General features: G+C 32.4%; 20 protein-coding genes. 5 read left to right on the forward strand and 15 right to left on the reverse strand.

What is annotated here, in order from left to right:
• Positions 1-2: 2 nt before the first annotated feature.
• The 12 genes from B0E44_RS04595 to B0E44_RS04645 form a co-directional block, all read right to left on the reverse strand.
• Positions 3-413, reverse strand: a complete 411-nt coding sequence (locus B0E44_RS04595) for a hypothetical protein (RefSeq protein WP_077371120.1) — start codon at positions 411-413, stop codon at positions 3-5.
• Between the two features lie 24 nt (positions 414-437).
• A complete protein-coding gene (locus tag B0E44_RS04600) occupies positions 438-1,340 on the reverse strand; it encodes a hypothetical protein (RefSeq protein ID WP_077371025.1) in 903 nt (300 codons plus the stop codon).
• A gap of 4 nt (positions 1,341-1,344) precedes the next feature.
• The gene (locus B0E44_RS04605) at positions 1,345-2,430 is read right to left on the reverse strand and encodes an ABC transporter permease (RefSeq protein ID WP_254423248.1); all 1,086 of its coding nucleotides are present in this window, start codon (positions 2,428-2,430) and stop codon (positions 1,345-1,347) included.
• Positions 2,431-2,616: 186 nt separating this feature from the next.
• Positions 2,617-3,012, reverse strand: a complete 396-nt coding sequence (locus B0E44_RS04610; RefSeq protein WP_077371027.1) for a hypothetical protein — start codon at positions 3,010-3,012, stop codon at positions 2,617-2,619.
• Between the two features lie 11 nt (positions 3,013-3,023).
• Positions 3,024-3,260, reverse strand: coding sequence for an excalibur calcium-binding domain-containing protein (locus tag B0E44_RS04615; protein ID WP_077371028.1), 237 nt, complete (start codon positions 3,258-3,260; stop codon positions 3,024-3,026).
• Between the two features lie 8 nt (positions 3,261-3,268).
• Positions 3,269-3,514 carry a DUF4236 domain-containing protein gene (locus B0E44_RS04620; RefSeq protein ID WP_077371029.1) on the reverse strand — a complete coding sequence of 82 codons (246 nt, stop codon included), beginning with the start codon at positions 3,512-3,514 and terminating at the stop codon, positions 3,269-3,271.
• Between the two features lie 3 nt (positions 3,515-3,517).
• Positions 3,518-3,724, reverse strand: coding sequence for a hypothetical protein (locus B0E44_RS18575; protein WP_124019278.1), 207 nt, complete (start codon positions 3,722-3,724; stop codon positions 3,518-3,520).
• A 12-nt stretch (positions 3,725-3,736) separates the two neighbouring features.
• Entirely contained in the window at positions 3,737-4,018 is a 282-nt protein-coding gene (yidD, locus tag B0E44_RS18580; RefSeq protein ID WP_124019279.1) for a membrane protein insertion efficiency factor YidD, read from the reverse strand.
• A gap of 1 nt (position 4,019) precedes the next feature.
• Entirely contained in the window at positions 4,020-4,250 is a 231-nt protein-coding gene (locus B0E44_RS04630; RefSeq protein WP_077371030.1) for a hypothetical protein, read from the reverse strand.
• The gene (locus tag B0E44_RS18745) at positions 4,250-4,408 is read right to left on the reverse strand and encodes a hypothetical protein (RefSeq protein ID WP_165688768.1); all 159 of its coding nucleotides are present in this window, start codon (positions 4,406-4,408) and stop codon (positions 4,250-4,252) included. Before B0E44_RS18745 ends, B0E44_RS04630 begins: the two co-directional genes overlap by 1 nt.
• A 559-nt stretch (positions 4,409-4,967) precedes the next feature.
• Entirely contained in the window at positions 4,968-5,636 is a 669-nt protein-coding gene (locus tag B0E44_RS04640) for a response regulator (protein ID WP_077371032.1), read from the reverse strand.
• A gap of 9 nt (positions 5,637-5,645) precedes the next feature.
• On the reverse strand, positions 5,646-7,370 hold the full coding sequence (locus B0E44_RS04645) for a tetratricopeptide repeat-containing sensor histidine kinase (protein ID WP_077371033.1): 1,725 nt from the start codon (positions 7,368-7,370) through the stop codon (positions 5,646-5,648).
• Between the two features lie 556 nt (positions 7,371-7,926).
• On the opposite strand from B0E44_RS04645, the gene B0E44_RS04650 reads away from it, so the two are divergent.
• Together B0E44_RS04650 and B0E44_RS04655 are read left to right on the forward strand one after the other, a co-directional pair.
• A complete protein-coding gene (locus B0E44_RS04650; RefSeq protein WP_077371034.1) occupies positions 7,927-8,760 on the forward strand; it encodes a hypothetical protein in 834 nt (277 codons plus the stop codon).
• A 1,050-nt stretch (positions 8,761-9,810) separates the two neighbouring features.
• Positions 9,811-10,614, forward strand: a complete 804-nt coding sequence (locus tag B0E44_RS04655) for a hypothetical protein (protein ID WP_077371035.1) — start codon at positions 9,811-9,813, stop codon at positions 10,612-10,614.
• 605 nt (positions 10,615-11,219) lie between these two features.
• Here the strand turns inward: B0E44_RS04655 and B0E44_RS04660 are convergent.
• Both B0E44_RS04660 and B0E44_RS04665 read right to left on the reverse strand, forming a co-directional pair.
• A complete protein-coding gene (locus tag B0E44_RS04660; protein ID WP_077371036.1) occupies positions 11,220-12,503 on the reverse strand; it encodes a hypothetical protein in 1,284 nt (427 codons plus the stop codon).
• A 436-nt stretch (positions 12,504-12,939) separates the two neighbouring features.
• The gene (locus B0E44_RS04665; RefSeq protein ID WP_077371037.1) at positions 12,940-13,782 is read right to left on the reverse strand and encodes a hypothetical protein; all 843 of its coding nucleotides are present in this window, start codon (positions 13,780-13,782) and stop codon (positions 12,940-12,942) included.
• Between the two features lie 625 nt (positions 13,783-14,407).
• Between B0E44_RS04665 and B0E44_RS04670 the strand changes: the two genes are divergently transcribed.
• A complete protein-coding gene (locus B0E44_RS04670; RefSeq protein ID WP_077371038.1) occupies positions 14,408-17,077 on the forward strand; it encodes a UvrD-helicase domain-containing protein in 2,670 nt (889 codons plus the stop codon).
• 600 nt (positions 17,078-17,677) lie between these two features.
• Positions 17,678-18,523: an RteC domain-containing protein gene (locus B0E44_RS04675; protein WP_077371039.1), complete on the forward strand. Its 846-nt coding sequence runs from the start codon at positions 17,678-17,680 to the stop codon at positions 18,521-18,523.
• 136 nt (positions 18,524-18,659) lie between these two features.
• On the opposite strand, the gene B0E44_RS18585 is transcribed toward B0E44_RS04675, so the two are convergent.
• A complete protein-coding gene (locus B0E44_RS18585; RefSeq protein ID WP_124019280.1) occupies positions 18,660-18,977 on the reverse strand; it encodes a hypothetical protein in 318 nt (105 codons plus the stop codon).
• Between the two features lie 315 nt (positions 18,978-19,292).
• Between B0E44_RS18585 and B0E44_RS04680 the strand changes: the two genes are divergently transcribed.
• The gene (locus tag B0E44_RS04680) at positions 19,293-21,011 is read left to right on the forward strand and encodes an AraC family transcriptional regulator (protein WP_077371040.1); all 1,719 of its coding nucleotides are present in this window, start codon (positions 19,293-19,295) and stop codon (positions 21,009-21,011) included.
• The last annotated feature ends 998 nt before the right edge of the window (positions 21,012-22,009 follow it).

Consider the following 22,009-nt stretch of genomic DNA (forward strand, 5'->3'; position numbering starts at 1 on the left):
AATTAATTCACTTCTAGATGGTATTCATTCCCTGCCTTGTCAACAGCTTTTAGTTTGCCATAATCAATCCATTCTGCAGTAATTTCAATTTCGCCACCCTTTGTATTGGTTAGTATACCGGCTCCGTATTTTCCTTGAATATTGATGTTCCCAGATACGGAATCTCCAATAGCATTACAGCCACTTACATCATAATTATACTCATAATGACCTGGTTTACCAGTGCGGTATTCATATTGACGATTTGTGTCATTATGATACGTTTTTGCTTCTTCGGGAGTAATCGTTTTTCGGTCATTTGGTTGGATAACCTCCTTATAAAACGTATTATTTTTTTGAGGAGGCTTTTCTTTTTTACAACCAACAGTTGCCAAAAATAATATTACGAAGACTATTCTAAACTTGCCTAACATTTTGATCAACGGGGTTAATTTTTATTAATGATTTTTATCCAATATAAAGTCTTTAATGATGGTATCCATATTAGAAGGCAAGTCTGCGGTTTTAATTTCAAAATGTTTTATTTTCATTGCTGCAAACCATTTACTCCAATAGGCTCTGATTACTTTTTCTTCATAAGGATTGTTTTTGTTTGGATTTATTCCTAAAACGAGAACTTCAAGATTGGATAAGTCATCATTTGCTTTTATAAAACCATAATTCTTATTTTGAAACTTTTCACTCCAATCTTTATTATTCAATCCGTTTTTCCGAATGAGTTCCGGTGTGATATATGTAGTCAAGTTCTCTTCAATTATTCTAGTATCTTCATAAAACATATATCCATCAGTTAAAACTACAAGTATGTTTCTGTGTTTATCATCTATACATTGATCTTTCACTTTGCTCTCAAAAAAGCTCCATATATCCGAGCCTATATAGTTATCATCTTTTATCGCAAACTCATATATTTTTGAGGTCTGAGAGGCATAATTTGAATTTATCGAATTCAAATAATCTTTGGATGCATTATTTTTATCAATAGCAATTCTTAATTTTTTAGAAATGGAATTAATTTCGGGATCTAATGGTTCTGGATTGAAAAACAATTGCATTTTATCATCAATCTGTCTTATCCTTTTTGATCTCAAGTGTTGGGTAAAGGCTTCAGAAATGGATTTTATATAGCCCAAATCCCTTTGGTAATATTCCATTGCTGCATTAGGATATTTTTTGATACTTATTCTGTCCGATAAATCAAGAAGTATACTAATATTATAATTATCGTGAATAGGATGATTGACTATAGTTTTATCATTCTTTTTTTCGGAATCTTGTTTGCATGAAGATACCGTAAAGATACAAAAGGATACTAAAATAATTTTTAAAATAGTTTTCATAAGATTAGTTTTTAGAATAGACCAAATGTTGAAAATCAGGATCAATTAGATTTAGTTTGTCCAAATGCTCTATCGATAACAGATCACAATTTTCCAATAATTCTGTTTTCTCCTTGTGAGGCAAAGCTATTTCAGTGTTAATGGCTTGAAACCATCCTTCTTTATACTGATGATGATAATGAAGATATTCTTTAATCGGAAAGACAAAACCATCTATTTTAGATTGCAGTTCAGCAATTTTTCCAGTAATGCCTACGATTTGCTGTCTAAAATCATTGACCTTATTACTATATTCCGTTTTTAGTTTTTCTAAATCAATAAGTTTCTCTTTTTGCCCTCGAATGTAAGCCCTAATTTTATCAATGTTTTCAAATTCTTTCATTACAAAATCAAAAACAAGTCCCCAGATAACATAAACAACAAATCCGGCAAATATGATCATCCAGAATTCAGCTTCGCCCAATGCTATATCTAAATTATAAGGAGAGGAATCAGTAGTTTTATTGAATTCATATATTTTTTTCTCAATTGCATAGGCCAAAAGTGAATCAAACAAAAATGTTGTAATAAATAAGGCGGCAATTCTTAAAATATTTTTTATTCCCTTTCCTTTTTGCACCATATGAATGACATAACCTAATCCCATAAACACAAAAGGAATAGTAATGACTAAAACGCCTTCAAGCCAGCTTGCTTTAAAAGAATTTGTCAGTGCATCAGCATCAAAAATCGCAGCTGTTAAACTATCATTTGCAAATTCTTTGAAAAATGCAGAATAAGAAGCAGATATATAAAACACTAATAAATATAGAGTTATAGGAAGCAATAAGATTAGTCCGATATAAAAATGTGCCTTTAGTCCTTTGCCTTCTTCAATCCCAAATTTTTCAGGATTACGCTTTACATCGCTTATTTCACTTTTTATTAGATCTATATTTTCATTAAGATCTTGCTCTTTTTTTTCATAAATTCCTATTGCAGCTTCACACTTTTTTAGTTCAGTTCTGCTTTTTTCTTGCTCCTCTCTATAAGGCTGTTTTAAGCTGTCTTGTTCTAATTTTTGTTTCCGGCATTGATCTTCAAAACTCATGTATAAATTTTGAAGACATGCTTTTAAAACAATTGGTTTTCCGGTCGCCTTTATTGATGCCGCAAAGCCACTTTGATAGTAGGTGATTCGTATTTGCTCCCTGTCATTTTCATTTTCATCAATACTATTTTTCGGAGCTTCGTCAACTTTTTTTAAACTGAATAGTTGTGTGAGTGATTTCATAACTTAAGAATTGAGTTGATTAATAATTTCTTCTTTTTGAATGTTTTTTTGTACACAGTCAATGAGATAATTGGAAAGATCATTAATGTTTTCATCCAAAAAGTTAAATTTCCGACAGTACTTCTTGAGCATATTTACTTCGTCTTCCGTTATCTTTCCATCGGCCCATATAATTTTGGCAAAATCATATAAGTATTCAATTCTTGTGTCTAAATTTTCAGGAATACTCAGCTCGGTATTGATTGGATTAAGAAATAGTTTATCGAGTTCTTCTTTCGGAATCCCACGTTCATCCGCAAAATGATATAACATTTGAAGTTCTAACACGTCAAATTGATCGTCGGATAATGCTATTTGATATAACCTTAAAAAATGGCTTTTTAATTCTAGTGTTATCATTTTTTTAATTTTTACTTAGACAAATTTTCACATGCAATTCCATCTCCGTCAGCATCTAAATTTTTATAACATTTTTTATTGCTGTTATAAGTGGATTGTGCTTGAGCTTGCGATGAAAAATCACCACAGGTTTTAGTCGGACAGTCTGCCACTGCAGAATTTGTTTCTGATGTTTCAGAACAAGATATAATTAAACCTACCAGTAATACTGCTATGAATGCTTTCGCAACTATTTTTTTCTTTTTCACGATTTTGACTATTTTAGTATATAAATTAAAAATGTTGCAACACCTGTAAATACAACCAACAACATACAACCACTATTTTTTGCTTTACCAAAATTATTTTGATAATTAACTCCAGATATTCCAGTTCTAACAGAGAAGCCTTTGGAGCTTATCGTTCCTCTACCGGTTTTTAAACTTGGAGAAATTCCTGATTTGCTAATATTCAATCCAAGGCCCCCTCCAAGGTTAATTCTTTTTTGAAATCGAAAACCCATGATTTAACTGGTATGGCAATCATTACTGCACGTTTCACAGCCATTGGACTTTGAATACGTTTTCTTTGCCTCCGTAACTGCTGATTTGCAGTTGGAATGTTCTCCTAAATATTTCCTATTGGATACGTTTGGTACATATCGACAATCTTCTGTGTGAACTTCGTGATCACCATTGGATTGCACATTTTGGTTTACATAATATTTTTTCATGATAGCTATAATTTAATTGATTAATCTTTCTGCTATTTCGTTACTACTAATTACTGTTTTTGAAGGAAGTAGCATTTGTGTTTCATTGGTTAGTGGATTTTTAAAAATTTCAAAGCTTCCTCTGCAATTGATGTATCGAAATCGAAAGGCTTTTAATCCTTCCAAAAAGCCTTTTTCTTTTGTGGTCTCAAATACATAATGGGAACATGATACTTTAAATAGGCATTTTTTTCTTATCCTTTTAGGAATACAGTTCCAGTACAATCGAATTATAAAAAGAATCAAATACTTCATTTTATTTTTGAAATACAATCATTTGTCTATTAGTTGTATATCCGGGCTTTGCTCCAATCCCAAAACAACCTGTTTCTTGATGCACATAAGTGGACACACTCTCTAACCGTATGTATTTCCATCCTTGGTTTGTGTAATTATTTATTAAGCCTTCTAATTGTTCAGCCACATGGTCTGAAGTTCCATTTTTAGGATCAATAGAAGCTACAAAGGGCACTACTTTATATTCCATTATTTCTTTCTTTTATAGTGATTATTGGTACTTGAATTTTTATACGTTCCACCTTTATGGGAACTTCCTTTTCCATTTTTATAATGTCCGCTTTGGGCATCAATAGTAATACTTAACATAAAAAAGAAAACGGTAAATAGTAATGCAATTTTTTTCATAGGGTTCGTAGTTTAATTAGCAATACCCCAAACTTAAACCCAATAAAAAACAATTCCTTACGGGAATCCGTAAAGAGGCTTTTTTCGAAACATAATTACGTAATCTTGAAAAACAAGTGTTGGAAGAAACTAATGGGTTCTATATCTAAATAATGGTGGACTAGATTTTTTTGAATCTATATTTCAAAGCGTTCAAGAGAAATATGAATAAGAAAGCTACCATAAGAGGAATAAAGCTGATTTTCCAATTGAGAGATGCAAAATAATTGGTCAGCCCTAAAATGAAGAGACTTGTCATACACCCAGTAACTATAATAATGGACTTTAAATACGTATAGATTTTAGATAAATACTTAACATATGAATTTGATTTGTGAGCTACTATTTTCAGTTTGTTTTTCCTTTTCACATTGTATTTTGAAGCAGTAGGTTTTGTTTGATTGTTGGCTCGCATATTATTTTGGAATATAAAGCAAACTTAAAATTGCTGCAGAGAACTCCTTTACGGGAAACCGTAAAAAAGTAAAATTTTAAACTTTTGATATAGGCTTAATTAATGTCATACCAATCCTAAGTCCTTGGCTATTGCCACAAGATGTGTCGGATTGTTTGCCTTGAAGTAAATTTTGAGTTTGTTGAGGCGCTTTTCGATAGTGCTTTTGCTGTTTGGTGTAATACCTGCATTTTTAAACGTGGACTCCATATTTTCCTGGGTCACGCCTATAGACAGGTATTTGAGCAGTTGAATATCGTAATTATCGATTTCGTTGACGGTTTTGTCCTGAAGAATATAGTTCAATTCCGGGGACAAGTATTTTTGGGCGCCATCATAAACAACTTCAATCGCTTTTTTGAGTTCTGGAATACTATTGCGGCCTTTCATTACAAAACCATTAATGCTGTATTTATCAAACAATGATTTTATGCGATAGGATTTGTCCTCAATAGAAAAAGCAATGATTTTTATCTCCGGAAACAATTGCTTTACAGCGGCGATCAATTCTTCACCAGAATTCAGTATATTTTCCCTATGATCCGCTTTAAACGACAAATCCGAAATTAGTAATTCATAAGGTGTATTGTCTTTATAGGCTTTTTTTATTTTTAATAAAGCATCATCACAGTATTTGGAAAAAGCAATTGCGGGAACTTCAAGTTCTTCAAGAACCTGTACTGCCGCAATATCATTAAAATCGATGTCATCTACTATCAAAACTTTTTTGAACATAATCAGTAGTTATTTTGGGATTGCTATTTTAGCTTTAAAACCTTTATTATTTTCTATTTCAAAAGTAATAGTTCCATTTATGGTACCAATACGGTTTTCCACATTATGAAGACCATTTTTTAAAATTAAACTATCTTTTATCCCAATTCCATTGTCAGAATAATTGATTTCAATACACTTCTCATTAGATTCAAAACTTACAACTACAAAAGAACACTGGCTGTGTTTTTTCATATTGACCATAAGTTCCTGCAATACTCTGTGCAAGGCAATTTTTCTTTCGGGTGGGACTTTTAACCAATTGATATCGCCATTGTCTTTAATAATTATTTTTACTTGATTGTTATTATAACCCGATAGCATTTCTTTTAGTTCTTCTTCAAATTTGTTACCCGTTTCAATTTTACTGTTCTCTCTTGAAATGTTTCGGGTTCTGGCATATATTTTTTCAAGATTTACCAGTAGGGTTTCTTTTTTAATTGGGTTATGCAAATCTTGAGTTTCTGCAAAAGCCATTGTTTGGTAAACATCATTGGCTAACTCGTCATGCAGTTTTTTGGATATTCGTATTTCGCTTTCATAAACTGCTTTTTGTTTTTCCTTTTTGCTTTTCTTCCGCCAATAATAGTAATAGCATGAAGCTGATATAATCCCTAAAAAAGTAAAAAAATAGGTAATATAATTTTTGTTTTTCTGTTGTTCCAGTTCTAAGGCATTCTCTGCTTTCTGGGCTTTTAGAACTAGATTTTCATTTTTTTCTTTGGTCGAATCGTACTTGATTTTAGCAAATTGATTTTTGGCTTTTTGAGTTGCTTTATTGAGACTGTCATTGATACGGAAGTAGTTGTCTGTAAATTTTTTGGATTGATTTTCGGGGCTGCTTTTAATTAATAGTTTTAAGGATTTCAAACGATCATTTACATTATTTACCTTGGTGGCTTTTCCATAGGATAATTGGGCATAATGATATGATAATGCTGGATTGCTCTGATTATAAAACTCGGATAAATGTTGGTAGGAAGAAGTTAGTCCAAAATCATCCTTTATTTGTTCTCTAATTTTTAGAGCCTGATTGATATAATCCATACTTTTCTTAGAATTTCCAGTTTTGAAATAGGAAAATCCTAGATTATCAAGGACGCGTGCGTAATTTTCATTGTTCTCTAAGACTTCTTTTACAGATAGTAAAGGGGTAAGAATTTGTATAGCACCTTCATAATTCTGCTTATCTATATAAATAACAGCAATATTATTTTTAAGTATTGTTTTTTGTAATTCATCTTCAGCAATATTAAGAGCTTGATTGTAATAATAAATGGCATTTTCGTAATCAAAAAGGCTTTTATAGTTAATGCCTAGAATATTATATATCGCAATTTTATATTGATTGTCAGTCTTTTTGTTGAAAAATGATATTGCTTCTGTCGCACTGGTTTCGCTACTCGCATAATCGCCTTGGATTTGCTGAATAGCTGACATTCTCAGTAAGGAATAAATGATTTTGACTTTCTCTTCAGATGGATTACAGGCGAGTTTTGATTTATTATAATAAAAAAAGGCGCGGTTGTATTGTGAATTGGCGAAATATTTTTCAGCATAGTCAATGTAGATTTGATATGCCGTATTATTTTTCTCATTTTTAATTATATGCGGTTTTTTATTGCAGCCAAATAGAGCCAATAGAACTATAAGCGATAAATAAAAATTCGGGAAATGTAACTTTTTTGTTATCATTCCCCGAAATTACTTAAATTAATTAAAACCGTAATGATTTTGAATTAATATCCTAGAATTAAGGCTTTGGAGGGGTTACCGGTATTTGTCCGCTTTGCCCATCGCCATCAGCAATTACTTGCTGTTTACTGGTTTTTGGAGTTGTTTCAACATCATCACTGGTACAAGATGTCATTGCTACACTTGCAAGGATAAAACACGATACTAAAAATATTTTTTTCATGGGTTTAGAATTAAAAATTGGACATAGGTTGGGCTGTTCGATTTTGAAATCGAATCATTACCCTGAATGGGCTAGCCGTTAAAAATTGTTTTTTACTTTTGGGAAGTGAAGTGGGCTAAAACAGTATAATTTCATTTATACTTCCCGGATAAACAAACTACACTGTTCAGCCACACTTTTAATTGAACTAGTTTTGTACATTTATCGCGAATTGGACAATGACTAATTCTGAGGCAAAGAAAAGATGCTTTTTCTCATATATTAACCGGGAATTCCTATAATTCCTGCAATTCCTAGACATTCCTGAAAATTCCTAAAAAATGCCAATAGCTTATGGAGAACAATACTTTAGACGATTATAAAATAGCCATAAAAGCAAAATATGAAACAGAAAAAAGTGGGGCGCATTCCAGTATTTTTATAAACCCTTCTCGTGCCAAACTAAGAAGTTTGTGCCTGGAAATTTTCAAATCAAAAAAAGATCAAAGCGATTTAAATGTTTTTTCTTCTTTTTTTAGATTTGATTTTAGTCCAAGTTGTAGTGGTAAATTAAAAGATCAAACAGATAAATTTAGACCTATTGAAACCTTCTTTAAAGGAGAAACTAATTTGATGGATGTTGAAGCCATAAATCTGGCTGCAATTTTGGTGGATTTTCAACCAAGACCATTTTTAAAATTTTCAAAAAGTGAAAGAAATAATCCTGGCAGAAAAAGTGAAGAAGTTGAAGAGGGGCATGAAGTAACTGAAGAAGTTACTATATATCCAGATACAATACAATTTTTCAATAAGTCCTTTTATCAAAAAAAACATGAAAAAAAGGTATTAATACTATTATTGATTGTTAGCCTGATAACTACTTATTATTTTGCATTTCAAAAGAAGCAATGTATGCAGTGGTCAGGGGATCACTTTGAAAATGTTGATTGCGAGTTACCCAATAATTCAGCAAAATTTAAAATAATTCCTTTAGATAAAAGTCTTTTACCCCTTAAAAAGGTTCACGTTTGCGATACTACCACCTTTTTTAAAAATGGTGAAGCTATAATTTGGTATGCCAAAACAGAAAATGGGATTGACTTTTTTAATACCCATGGAAGACATCCTGAGAATGATAATGCTTTAAAGCCCGTAACGCATTATATAATTAATAAGTACGTAAAGTGATTCAATATTATTTTTAAAAGATAAGGCATTTCAAATTAGACAGTCCTAAAAAATTAGCCCGATGACACGGAATTGCACACGAACGAAGTGAACTCACGCAGTAATCCGTGACCGCCTTTTTCCCTTCATAATCACAATAAGGATTTGCGCACTGACCATATAAACTCATGAAAACGTCCTGTTCCCCGCTACGCGAAGTGTTCGCATTTATACTAGCTCTGCGATATTTTAAATGCTGCGCTTCGCATAGTCTCAAGACTTGCAAACCGATAGCGCGAATTTGCAATCCGTCTACAAAATATATCAACAACTTAAAACAACCCCAAAGAACTACAGGGATCCGAGAAACCATAGTTAGCTTAATCCAACACTAAAATATATTTACTCGTACTTCTACGCCCTGTCCTATGGAGAAGGCCGCGGTGAGAATATTCTAAATTTATAACTATAGTTTCCATACTACACTTCAACTCACTTCTTCCGGAGTCAGTCAAATCATTCCCAAATAGCAATCATTGCAATTCTCTCTCCCTCACCTTTGGAGAGAGAAGAGGGTGAGGGTACTCAAAAAAATTAACACAGATTGTTTCAAATAAGTGTTTTTAAATCCAAATCAAGAAATAAATATATTTCATCACATTCCAATATATTTACTTGGTCATTGTCAATTTTAAAATGCAAAAAAAATAATAAAATAATTACAATATCACCAAAAGTGGGTATTGTGTATTCAATTAAAACATCATAAACTTGCCATGTGATCTAAACAATGGTAAAGATTATATCTATGTGATAATTAGATCCCTTGATAAGCATCAACTAAATTTAAAAGGCAAATAAAATATAAAAATTAATAAATTTGAGCAGCATGACACAATGATAACATAAAAATGTTTAGTTGAAACATTTTTAAAAGACTATATCTGGTTATAATTTCTGCAAAATATTTTAAAAAACTAGTTCTACAGGCGGAACAAACTAACCTTAAAACATACCTAAAGTTTTCGTCTTTATGGCAACATAGTGTTGCAAATGGGAAATATATAAATTATGAAAAATTTAAAAAATTATTTTATTCTTGCTTTAATAGCGTTTACATTAAGTGCTGTTTTTATTGCTTGTTCAAGTGAGAATGAGCAGTTACAAGAACCAAAAAGTTCATCGAAAGTAAATAGTACAAAGAAGTTAGCCCAAACTAAGAATATAGCTCAGACTATATGTGATATTACTGGAACAACGGTTGTGAGTGTGGGAAATGCAGTTGTAACAGCAGGTTCATCTGCTACTTATAGCTATACAAATAACACAGGAACAGCAACTAATATTGTTTGGACAATTAGCCCCAATCCAGCTGGAAGTGCAACTATAACAGCAAATGGTTCAACCGTAACTGTAACCTATCTCGCAAATTTTATAAGCGGAACCTTATCAGCAGCTGGTTCTGGTGGAACTGCTCAAACTTGTAATACAATATTAAATATAGCCACCCCTAGCGGAGGTAGTAGTGGAGATTGTGCTTGTCCAAATCCAGTAATTAGATGTACTTTAGCGGTTTCGGGTGGGCATCCATATTGGAGATTCGAATTAGACAATTTACAATCTGGTGATACTTTTGTTTGGTCACATAATCACGCACCAATTTTTGGCAGTCTCACGAATAATTCTTACGTAATAGCAAATCCAGAAGGTCCGTTAAATAGTGGATTTACATTATATTGTGAAGTTACAAGAAGATGTACAAATGGTACAATAAAAAAGCGAAAAGCTTTTTATACAAATTATTATGGCGGCACAACTACAAGTGGTACTCAAGGATTTATAAATCTTGGAGGCAGTTGTGATTTACTGGATTAACGAAGATTTCATTAATTAATAAAAAGGCAATTTTTGTTTGTCAAATATTGCCTTTTTATTTAAAATAAATTGAAAAATCTTCTGCCAACCGCTAAGTCAATAGTCGGATTTTAGCTTAAAATTAAAGATTGTTTATACTGGGCAAATAGTGATTAACAGAAGTGTTAGGATTGTTAACCTCCGACCATCCCCTGCTAGCGTGAGCGTCCCGCTCGTGCCCGCAACGCAAACATAAATAAAGTTATATGCACTAAATACAGGTTTGAAAAATGAAAAACTAATCCATTTTTTCAAATTTTGTTCTGGATGTTCCTCTGAAAGCAAAAGGTGTTTTATTTTTTCTAACTATCTTCTTAATGTCCTCCCATTCATTAATAAGTTTTTTTACTACATCGCCGCTCCACGAAGTCTCATGACCTCAGCTCTACAAATTGTTTATTTCTGCACGCTAGGCATATGTCTCATGACTTTGCATTTCTTTAGAAATTCTTATAAATCGTAAATGGATAAAAGTCTCACGACTTTTACAACGAATATCTTTGGAACCCAAACGCTCCACAAAGGCTCATGCCACTACTACTTGAAGTGTTCAACTCCACCCGTTTTTAGTTAATTAATTCTCCGAATAGGAAGTTAGCGCTTATACCGAGTAGATGTGTACTGGTTGTGAAAGTATTTACTTCTTTCCATTGTATTTCAAAATTTACTTTTGGCTTTCCTTCTTTATCTTTTAAACTGATGGGGATACCTAGTTTCCAATTGGTTTTATCATACTCACCAAAGTTAAATTCAATGGAAGGACTAAAACCTATTGTATTCTTCCAGAAAAAAAATGTAGGTTCAATTGTTAATGATGTTGTTAGAAATTGATTAAAATCAGTATTGTATCCATCATCTGAATTTGTAACAACTGTAATACCACCATATCCAAGTGTTGTGGTTTGAAAAGGGGTAGCTGTCAAATTATCAACAATAACATTATTGTTGTTTTTTAAATTAAGTTTTCCTTTTATAAAAATGGATTGGCCTCTTGAATATTCCAACATGGTATTACCTGATAGAGTAGCAGTAAAAGCATAAAAATCAATATCTTCCAAAGGATTGTTTACAATGTCATTTGTTGTTTTGTATTTATTTTCGCCAAATGGAGTAAATATTTCAAATGAATACCAATGATTCCATAAAAAATGATACATTTTATTTTTTTCTAGATAATCAATTTCTTCTTTAGCCAACGCTATAAAATCTTCTTTTTCTTTCTCTTCTATAACTTTATTTATATCTTTTTCATCAGGATTTGTAACCTTTAAAGTCTTATTTTTTAAAATCAAATCTGGAAGCTCATCAGTATTGAATTTAGAGGCTTTTTTATTGTATTTATCATACAAATACGTTCTATTTTGTAGAACATTTTCATATCTATTTTGATTGCTTTTTGTAGAAGTAATATTAATGATACCATTGCCTATCAATGATACTTTTAGTGTAGCACCAATATTATCCTCTTGAAAATCTCCATTTTTATATATTGTCGCAAACTTGTCCTTGGCTTTTATCTTAAAGCCTCCTGAGAAAACCCAATTAAGTTTTTTGGATTCATCACCACTGCGTGAATCAAAATTACCACCTATTGCAATTGATTTGTCATCTGCATCCAATGATGCATAAAACTTTTGAAGAGACAAATCATTTGAACCACCAAATGCTGTCCCTACTTTATTAGCAAAAAGAATGTTAAGCATTTTATCGTTAAATAAAATTTCTTTTCCATCTAAATCAATTTTACCCGACGGGTAGGTTAATGATGGACTTTTAAGTTGGTTCTGACAGTAAATAACACTTAAAAATGGTAAAAATAAAAATAATAAAAAAGGGTATTTTTTTTTCATAGATATGGATGTTTTATTGGTTACAAACTATTTATTTAGGCTTTTAACTCGCTCCTCAAAGTCTCATTACTTTTGCCTTTTTTATTTGAATAAATGATATAAAAGCAAATGCTTATCTTTACTTAATCATCATCTATATTTCTGAATTACAATAAATTATTATTTCATATCCTTTGTTTTACTAACCCTAATATATAATAAAATCTTTAATCTTAACAAGACAATACCGATGCATATAATTTCTATACGAACGAAGTGACTTGCTTTTTTTGAACTCAAAGCTTCACACTCCCCTCCAAGAAGTCTCATGCATTGTTTTTTTTTAGTTCTTGAAAACTGTAAACGCGATAATAGCCTCCCGACTTTCTCCGTGATTGTTTTATGAATACTATCTCTCTTAGCTTATAACAAAACCTATCAAACTTTTTACACAATATTAATCCCAACCAACAGGCGGTTTTCCAGCAGACACTTCTTTAAGCAAGTTTAAACATGCATCGGCATAGTCATCATTCTGTGTCCCCTTTACCCAATGCCATTTTCTGCTAAGTCCCGATTTTTTAGGAATATGATAGCTACCCGTACCATAAGACTGTAAAGCTTCCAGCTCTATTTGTTTTAGAGTAAAATCGGGTAAACCCTTGTATAAATCGGGATCCTCATTTCTGTATTTTTCGGGTATTTGGCTGGCTATTACTTTGCGCTTTTCAAAATCAGTATTGGCGGTTTCGGCATTCAATTTCCAATTCCAGATTTCCGATACTGAAGGCTTACTAATGCGATATAATCCAACTCCGTTGTCAAATATAGGCTCTCCGTCAATGGTAAACTGCTCAAACGCTGATCGTTTGTATACAACGGCATGCAAATAATCTGATTTTAGCTGTGCTCTTATATATTTTTTAACAGGCTGTTTGGCAAGAATGGTATGAGGTACCACTTGACTTGATATTGTACGAGTTCTGTTGAATTTGTCTTTAATAGTGGCTAAACATTTTATAAAAAGTGTTCCGCCACGAACATCGGGAACAGGAACAGGAATTATTTGTTCCTGAGCTTGCTCTAAAAGTTCTACAACTGTATTCCATAAATCGTTGCGATCATTACCATTATAAAGCAAAGACTGTTCACTCCATACCCTTAAAATCTGGTCTCCCTGTTGCAGATTTTCAATGTAGCAAGTCGGTCTTAGTTGAGGAAACACGGCATCTTGCGATATAAAATAAACAGTCGTTTCCTCTCCTTGAATTCCATTGTTAATTAAGATTTCTGATTCCATATTATGTCGGTTAGTTGTTTAATTCTCCGCTCTACAAAGTCTCATAACTTTGTTTTTTTTTTGAAAGTTCTTGAAAACTATAAACGTGATAAAAGTCTCCCGACTTTTTCAGTGAATACTACGCGCTCCTCATTCTATGATTCTTTTTTTTTAAAATTTTTTACAAAATCTAAAGATAATAAAAATTGTCTTATTTTTATTATGAATATTTAAAGTGTACTATTTAACTTAAACATCAAACGCATAAAAACGTCCTTCTAACCCCGATCCACAAAGTGTTAATCTCTACGCTAGACAAATGTCCACGCTCCACGAAGTCTCATGACCCCCGCTCCACGAAGTCTCATGACTTTGTGTTTTTATTTTAAGTTCTTGAAAGCCATAACCGCAATAAAAATCTCCTGACTTTTTCCCGGAATATTTTGATAATTCAATGTTATTTACGCTACTACAACAGATTTGGGCAATTGGCTTAATGTAAAGTTGGTTTTGTATTTGTATGATTTGGAAAATCCGAATAATGGACTTAATTTAGCACATAAGTCACTGTTTTATAACAACATATCACTCAGGCAATGACAACTATCATAAATTGTAATCAAACCTCATAAATAGAAGATGAAATATGATATTGACTCTGATTATCATTTCTGTTGTAACAATTAGTTTTCTAATTGTTTACCGACTAGTAACAGAAAAGAAAAAATATCAAGACACTACTTACTTATCAAACTTACAACAAATTGCTGCGTTTTTCGATACGATACAACGATTTGATGACTATCTTACTTGGGTTCAACGCGACCACATAAAAACACAGTTTTCTGCTGTTGGACAATATTTTAAAAACAAATCTAATTATTACAACAAAGAAGAAAATGTAAAAAAGTTTAATGATGCCTTTCAAGACTTTGACAACTACATTGTAACCTACAACAATAACTACGTTTTATCTCAAAAAGAAAAACTAAGTATCTATTTTGACGATGTTGAAGGCAAAAAATTAGACGACCAGCAACGAACTGCACTAATAACCGACGAATATTCAAACTTAATAATTGCTGGTGCGGGCTCGGGAAAAACCTTGACAATTCTTGGAAAAGTAAAATACCTAATTGAGCAGAAAAATGTTGAGCCCGAAAACATACTTTTGCTTTCTTTTACAAAAAAAACCGTTGAGGAATTAAATGAAAGACTAAAAAACATCGGACTTGGCGCACGCGCAACTACTTTTCACAAATTGGGCTACGACACTATAAAAAAACACCAAGCAACGATGCCTGCGGTAACAAATGAAAACACATTAAGCAAAGTAGTCAAAGAGTATTTAGAAAACGAAATTTTTAACGATGCAGAAGCATTAAAAGCATACATCGTATACGTTGCTTGTTATATGAATATTCCAGAAGAAAACGAAAGTTACGATTCACTTGGCGAGAAATTAGACACTGAAAAAGGTATTGATTTTCAAACTTTAAGATCTAAATGCGAACCAGAACCATTAAACAAAGTGGCGAAAGCATCGCTTGATACTATACAGGGAGAAAAAGTAAAAAGTGTTGAAGAACTTACTATTGCAAATTTTTTCTACTTGAACGGCATTGAGTACGAATATGAAAAACCATATCTTTTTGGCAATACAATGTATCGACCCGATTTTTATTTAAAAGACTACGACATTTATTTAGAACATTTTGGCGTTGACGAAAATAATGGAGCAAAATGGCTTACGCCATTTAATGAAAAAAAATATGTCGAGGAAATGGAGTTAAAAAGAGAAACTCACAAGGCTAACAATACCAAACTTCTAGAAACATATTCCTATTACAATCGCAACAACGTTTTGCTTGACAAACTAAAAGAAATGCTGCAAAACGAAAATGTAGTTTTCAAGCCAAGAGATATAAAAAGTATTTACACAAAAGTTACGGACAACGACAAAAATTTTGGAAAAGAAATTACTAAACTTATTGAGACTTTTATCAACCTAAGTAAATCAAGGCAATTAAACTATGATTCAATAACATCGTTGTTTTTGGACAGTAATAAAGCACGAAATGAGTTTATGCTTGATAGACAAAAGATTTTCTTAAAATTTTCACTTCAAATTCTAAAAAAATATGACAATACACTTAAAAAATTAAATGAAATTGATTTTAATGATATGATAAATCAGGCAGCTGATCTCATAAAAGAAAACAAACTACAATATACATATCAGTATATTATCATTGATGAATATCAGGACATTTCATATTCTCGATTTAATTTAATCAAAGAAATTCGAGAGTTATCAGGCGCAAGACTAATTTGTGTAGGCGACGATTGGCAATCTATTTATCGTTTTGCAGGTAGCGACATTTCTTTGTTTAGTAATTTTGAAAAGTACGTTGGTAAATACGAGCAATTATTCATTGAGCAAACCTACCGCAACTCACAATCGCTCATTGACATAACATCTAAATACATTCAAAAGAACAAAAAACAAATCCAAAAGAATCCAAAATCAAAAAAAGAACCTTTGGAAAACCCAATCAAGTTTGTTTATTATTCACAAGACAATGCCGAAGATATTTTCATAAATGAAATTCAGGCACTAATAGACAAAAATGGCAACAAGCCTATTTTGGTTTTAGGTCGTCATGGTTTTGACATAAATGAATTTATCAAGCTCACGCCAAACAGCAAAATAAAGTATTACGAACGAAGTGATAAATTAGAAATAAAAGACTTTGAAGACATTGACATTAAATACATAACGGTGCACAAATCAAAAGGTTTAGAAGCGGACAATGTAATTTTATTAAACCTAAAAAATCACTTGCTTGGTTTTCCTAACAAAATGGCTGACGACCCGATGTTATCGTTATTACTCAGTGATGATGAAGAATATCGTTTTGCAGAAGAACGAAGATTGTTTTATGTAGCACTAACAAGAACAAAAAACGAAGTTGTGTTACTAATTCCAACTGATGTTTCATTATTTGCGGAAGAATTAATAACAGAAAACGACTATTTGTTTACTGCAAACAATGAAAAACTAAGCAAAACAAATTGTCCGTATTGTCAAACAGGAAATCTTGTAATTAGACTTAACTCTTTTAAAAACAATCATTTTTTAGGTTGTTCGCATTATCCAAGTTGTAATCAAACATTTAACAATATAGAAATTTTAGAGAACACCCTACTCTGTCCGAATTGCAAAAGCGGTTTTATGACAAAAAAAAGTGGGAAGTTTGGCAATTTTTTAGGTTGTACAAATTACCCTAAATGCACAAACACGATAAATTTATAATCACAACAACCGAATCGCTAACAATAAGCACCATTGCTAACTTTTCGGCCCTATCCCCTCCATCTGGCGCTCGTTTGTAACGAGTGCCTACTTATTATTTATAGGAACTAAATAAAGCGTTTTCAACGCAGTTCTCATAAATAGTTTTCCATAAAGATTCGACATTTACATCCCCTATAGTGCTCATTTGTACGAGTACCTATTTACTTATAAGAACTAAATAAAGCGCTGGCAACGCGGTTCAAATAATACAGATTACCATAAAGACACAACATTAGCATGACAAAAGACTGAATTATCTTCTTTATAATTCCTAAAATATTTACACAATCCTCCATTCAAAATTAAAACCCGAGCGTTAACGAACAGATGAAGCAATTCAAAATTTAAAATAAAAACCTCGCGTCTTTGCTCTTGCTTCTTGCTTCTCCAACCTGCAATCTACAATCTCCCTTCTCCAACCACTATGCAATTCGGGAATTTCACTATTCAATTCGGGAATCCCACAACATAGCACTTGCCCCTCCACAAACCATAAAATAGATTTGCCCTCCAATTCATTAACAGAATCGCCCCAATTGTAAATCTTAAACACCCCTAATGAAATTGTTTGCCGAATCCTTGATGTCCGAACTGGAGCATCAATTAAAACGAATCCATCTGGAAACAGAAAACCCAATACAAACTGCAGAATTATCAATTAAATGCGTCATTGATTCACTAGATGATCTAAAAGCATCTTTTATAAAATACAAATACCTGAAGAAAAAAGAAGAAATAGAATTCTTCCGTGATATCAAACCAAAGTTTGTTGCCAAACTAATCTATTACAACGAGATCTATTGCATAGAAACCTGCAGTCCATTAGGTTCTAAAAAAACAATACGCAAATATTACAGAGCAGAACTCCTAAAATTTAAAATGTTTTTTGAGGAAAATAAAGAATTTTACCGCTATTACCGTACAGGTAATAATTGTTTGGACAGCAAATATTTCACAAGGGAAAAATACGATCTGAAGCTAATGCTGGATAGCTCTTATTTTCAGGCAGATCATCGCTTCACTACTTCACACGATTATAAAGTGGCACAAATATTAGCAAATAATGAGATAAAGGTTTTTCTGGAAAAACAAATCGAAAAATTAGAAAAAAAGGCAATAAAAACAAAATCATCTTCACCAATCGTTAAAAGACAAAAATGGACAGGATCAAAAGTCGAACTGATTGAATTGATCTACGCACTTCATACAGAAGGCGTTTTTAATAACGGAGTCTCAGGACTCAAAGAAGTCACAACCTTTTTCGAGTCCATATTTAATATTAATTTAGGACAATTCCACAGAGTATTTCTAGAAATCCGAAACAGAAAATCAGATAGAACAAAATTTCTGAATACACTCCAAAACAAACTCATAATCCGCATGGACGATGCAGATGAAAACTAAAAAAGGCTGCTCGATTTGAGCAGCCTTTCGGTCTTAGCATTTATACTAAGTTATTAGCGGAGTTTAATTATTTTTATCGTTAATCTACAATACCAACCGCTGTATGTCTTCGCGTTTTTGGCATCACAGCTTCTAATCAATAAAAATGCGCTATGAGTTTGCGCCAGTCTGGATCAATAGGGTTTACAGATCCAGTTGTGACATCACTAATTGATATATTCCCATACAAGTTACTTGATCTTGGCGCATTGCTGTAGCATTCGGTTACATATTCATTCTTTAAATCTATGGGTATTATATCACTATTAGATTTACTGTAAGTTTTCTCGGCCTTGGAACTCACAGCACATTTTGAAAAACTTAAATCCGATGAAAAATTAATACTATAGGAGTAATGTGTAAATAAAAAAGACGAGAAAATTAAAGTGAGACGGCATAAATTGATGTTTTTCATTTTGGTTAATGTTTTAAATGTTACTGATTTTTTTAATCAGTTCATTTCTCCCGGGGTAATCTGAACAGTGTTGATGCCGGTAATGCTCATAACAGAACCGATTGAATTCAGGGCAAAACTAACGGCTCATTATACCTTCGGCAAGTCAATAACTGTTCAATTCCCGAATCTGTAGTGTGCAATTCTCGAATTAAATATTTAGTATTACACAATAATTTCCAATCAATCAACACATTACATTTAAAAGACAAAAAGATCATTAACTAAGGTAATTCTCTTAATCAATTATTTTATTTTAGCCATATTTATTACACATTGAACAGAGTTTTAATTACATCAATCATACAATTGCCAATTACTAAGTCCAAATTTATTAGGTGCATCACAAACCAATGCGTACTCATAGTATGGCTTTGTGCGTGCCAATATGCAAAAGCACAACAAAAAAATTTTGTAATTCCAGACAGTCTTGAATCCAAAGACTATGAATATTTTAATAAAAACATACGCTATAATGAACAGGACAGCAGTAAAGAACTATTGTATGCGCACTCTTGGTTGACAAAAGCTAAAAAGGAGAAGAATTTCGATCAAATGGCAATGGCCTATAAAGTGCTGATCTATAAAAGCAATTTAAAATTGCAGCTTAAATATTCCGATAGCATGGTCACGGCAGCTAAAAAGACAACGAACATTGAATTAATTGGCTCGGCATTCATGACAAAAGGAATAATCTATTATGATCTCAAAGAACATAAGAAAGCATTGGATTATTACCTGATAGCAGACGGGTACATTTCCAAAACGAACAACCAATACCTCATTTATAAGGTAAAATATGTTGTTGCCCTTATTAAACTTTATCTCGGATTTTATCATGAAGCCATCGCATTGTTCAAAGAATGTGTCAACTATTTCAAAGACGAAAATGACCGTGCTTATCTGAATTCGCTTCATTCTTTAGGCCTTTGTTACAATCACATAGGGAAATACAAACTGTCCAGCCAGATGAATCAAATGGGGCTCAGTGAGGGGTTGCGCCTAAAAAATTTAGAAATGCAGTATTATTTTATTCAATCAGAAGGAGTAAATCAATATTTCAATCACAATTATAGCGATGCAGTCAAGAAACTAACAATAGTATTACCAAGCTTAAAACGCAACAAAGATTATGCAAACGAAACACTCGCCTATTTTTATATTGGTAAAAGCTACTGGTCACAAAAACTACAAGAAAAAGCATTGCCCTATTTCAAAAAAATAGATGAAGCTTTCCAAAAACAAAATTATATTCGTCCGGATTTACGGGAAGCTTATGAAATCTTAATTAATTATTACAAACAGAAAAATGACGTAGAACATGAACTGTACTATGTCAGGAATCTTTTAAAAGTAGACAAGTTGTTGTTTAAGGATTTCAGATACCTTTCAGGAAAAATAGACAAAGAATACGATACAAAAGAACTACTTCAAACCGAAAGAAATTTAAAGCCATCAACAAAATACGGAATCATTGCAGTTTGCATTGTAATTACCAGCTTGGTAACCATGCTGGTATTATTCATTAACAGACATTTAAAAAACAAAAAACTGTTCAAAGAATTAATGAATCGCAGACCTAATACACACAAACCTTTAATTTCAGGCGATAGCAATAAAGAAACAGAACTTGATATAAGCCCGGAAGTAGTGGCTGCAATCCTAAAAAACATTGAAAAATTTGAACTCAAAAAAAAGTATCTCGGAAAAGACATGACCTTGAGAAAAATGGCTATACTATTAAATACCAATACCAAATACGTTACAAAAATAATCGCACGCTATCGTGGCAAAGGCACTATTGAATACATAAGTGATTTAAAAATTGATCATATAGTAGAATTACTCAAAAATGAAAACAAATACCGTAATTACACCAACAAAGCATTGGGCGAAGAAGCAGGATTCGGTTCCACCCAAAACTTCACACGCGCATTCAATAATAGAACTGGTCTCTCTCCTACTTACTTCATCAATAAACTAAAAAATCAATAACATCCTAGAATTGTCCTGCTCAAAAAATTACCCAAAACAATAAAAAGATGTCGTGAAACTAAACCACTTTGCACTTAAAGTCCATAGATTTGGTTAGAAGACTGAAAGTCTGCAAGGTTGCAGAACTTATTTATTAATCACAAATTACACTAATTAGCAATAATTAATTTGTGCGAACTTGTGACTTGAAAAGGCGAAGCAAATTTGTGGCTAAAACAGTTGCAGAAACTAAAGCCAAATGCACTAAAGTAGATAGTTTGAAACTATATCTGTGACCAATAAAAATTAAGTGAGCTAAAAGAAAAAATGCTCTTCATATAAAACAGCATAGACTCATAAAAACGTCCTCTTCCCCGCCCTTATATTTTTGCATCAGAAAATCATGGTAAGGATTTGCGCGCTGGCCGTAGGGAGTGACCCTGGAGTCGAGTGTGAAACACGAGCGGCTGGGGTCGCGATAGGACAAACCGAATGAAGTGAGGTTCATCGAACACCAATAAAAATAAGAGCCAAGTGAGATAAATCTGTCCGATGATTTTTGATGTAAAAATATTCAGGCTTGAAATCGAAGATTCATGAATACCAAAAATCAAAAAAAGAGCCCTTCAATAAACAGAAATTAACTCATGAAAACGTCCTCTTCCCGCCCTTATATTTTTATGCCAAAAATCACGGTAAGGATTTGTGCGCTGGCCGCAGGGAGTGACCCCCTAGTGAGTGCCCAGCACGAACGGCTGGGGTCACGATAGGACAAACCGAATGAAGTGAGGTTCATCGAACACCAATAAAAAAAAGAGCCAAGTGAGATAAATCCGTTCGATTATTTTATATTTAAAAATATTCAGGCTTGAAATCGAAGAATCATGAATACAAAAAAACAATAATAAAGCATGAATATTTTTTTGTTACTTTTTTCATCAAGACAAATCGAAGATTCAGCGAACACCACTTAAAACAAAAATTAAGTAGCTAAAAGAAAAAATGTCCTTCATAAATAT

It is taken from the genome of Flavobacterium sp. A45, from assembly GCF_002001005.1.
Classification (GTDB): Bacteria; Bacteroidota; Bacteroidia; order Flavobacteriales; family Flavobacteriaceae; genus Flavobacterium.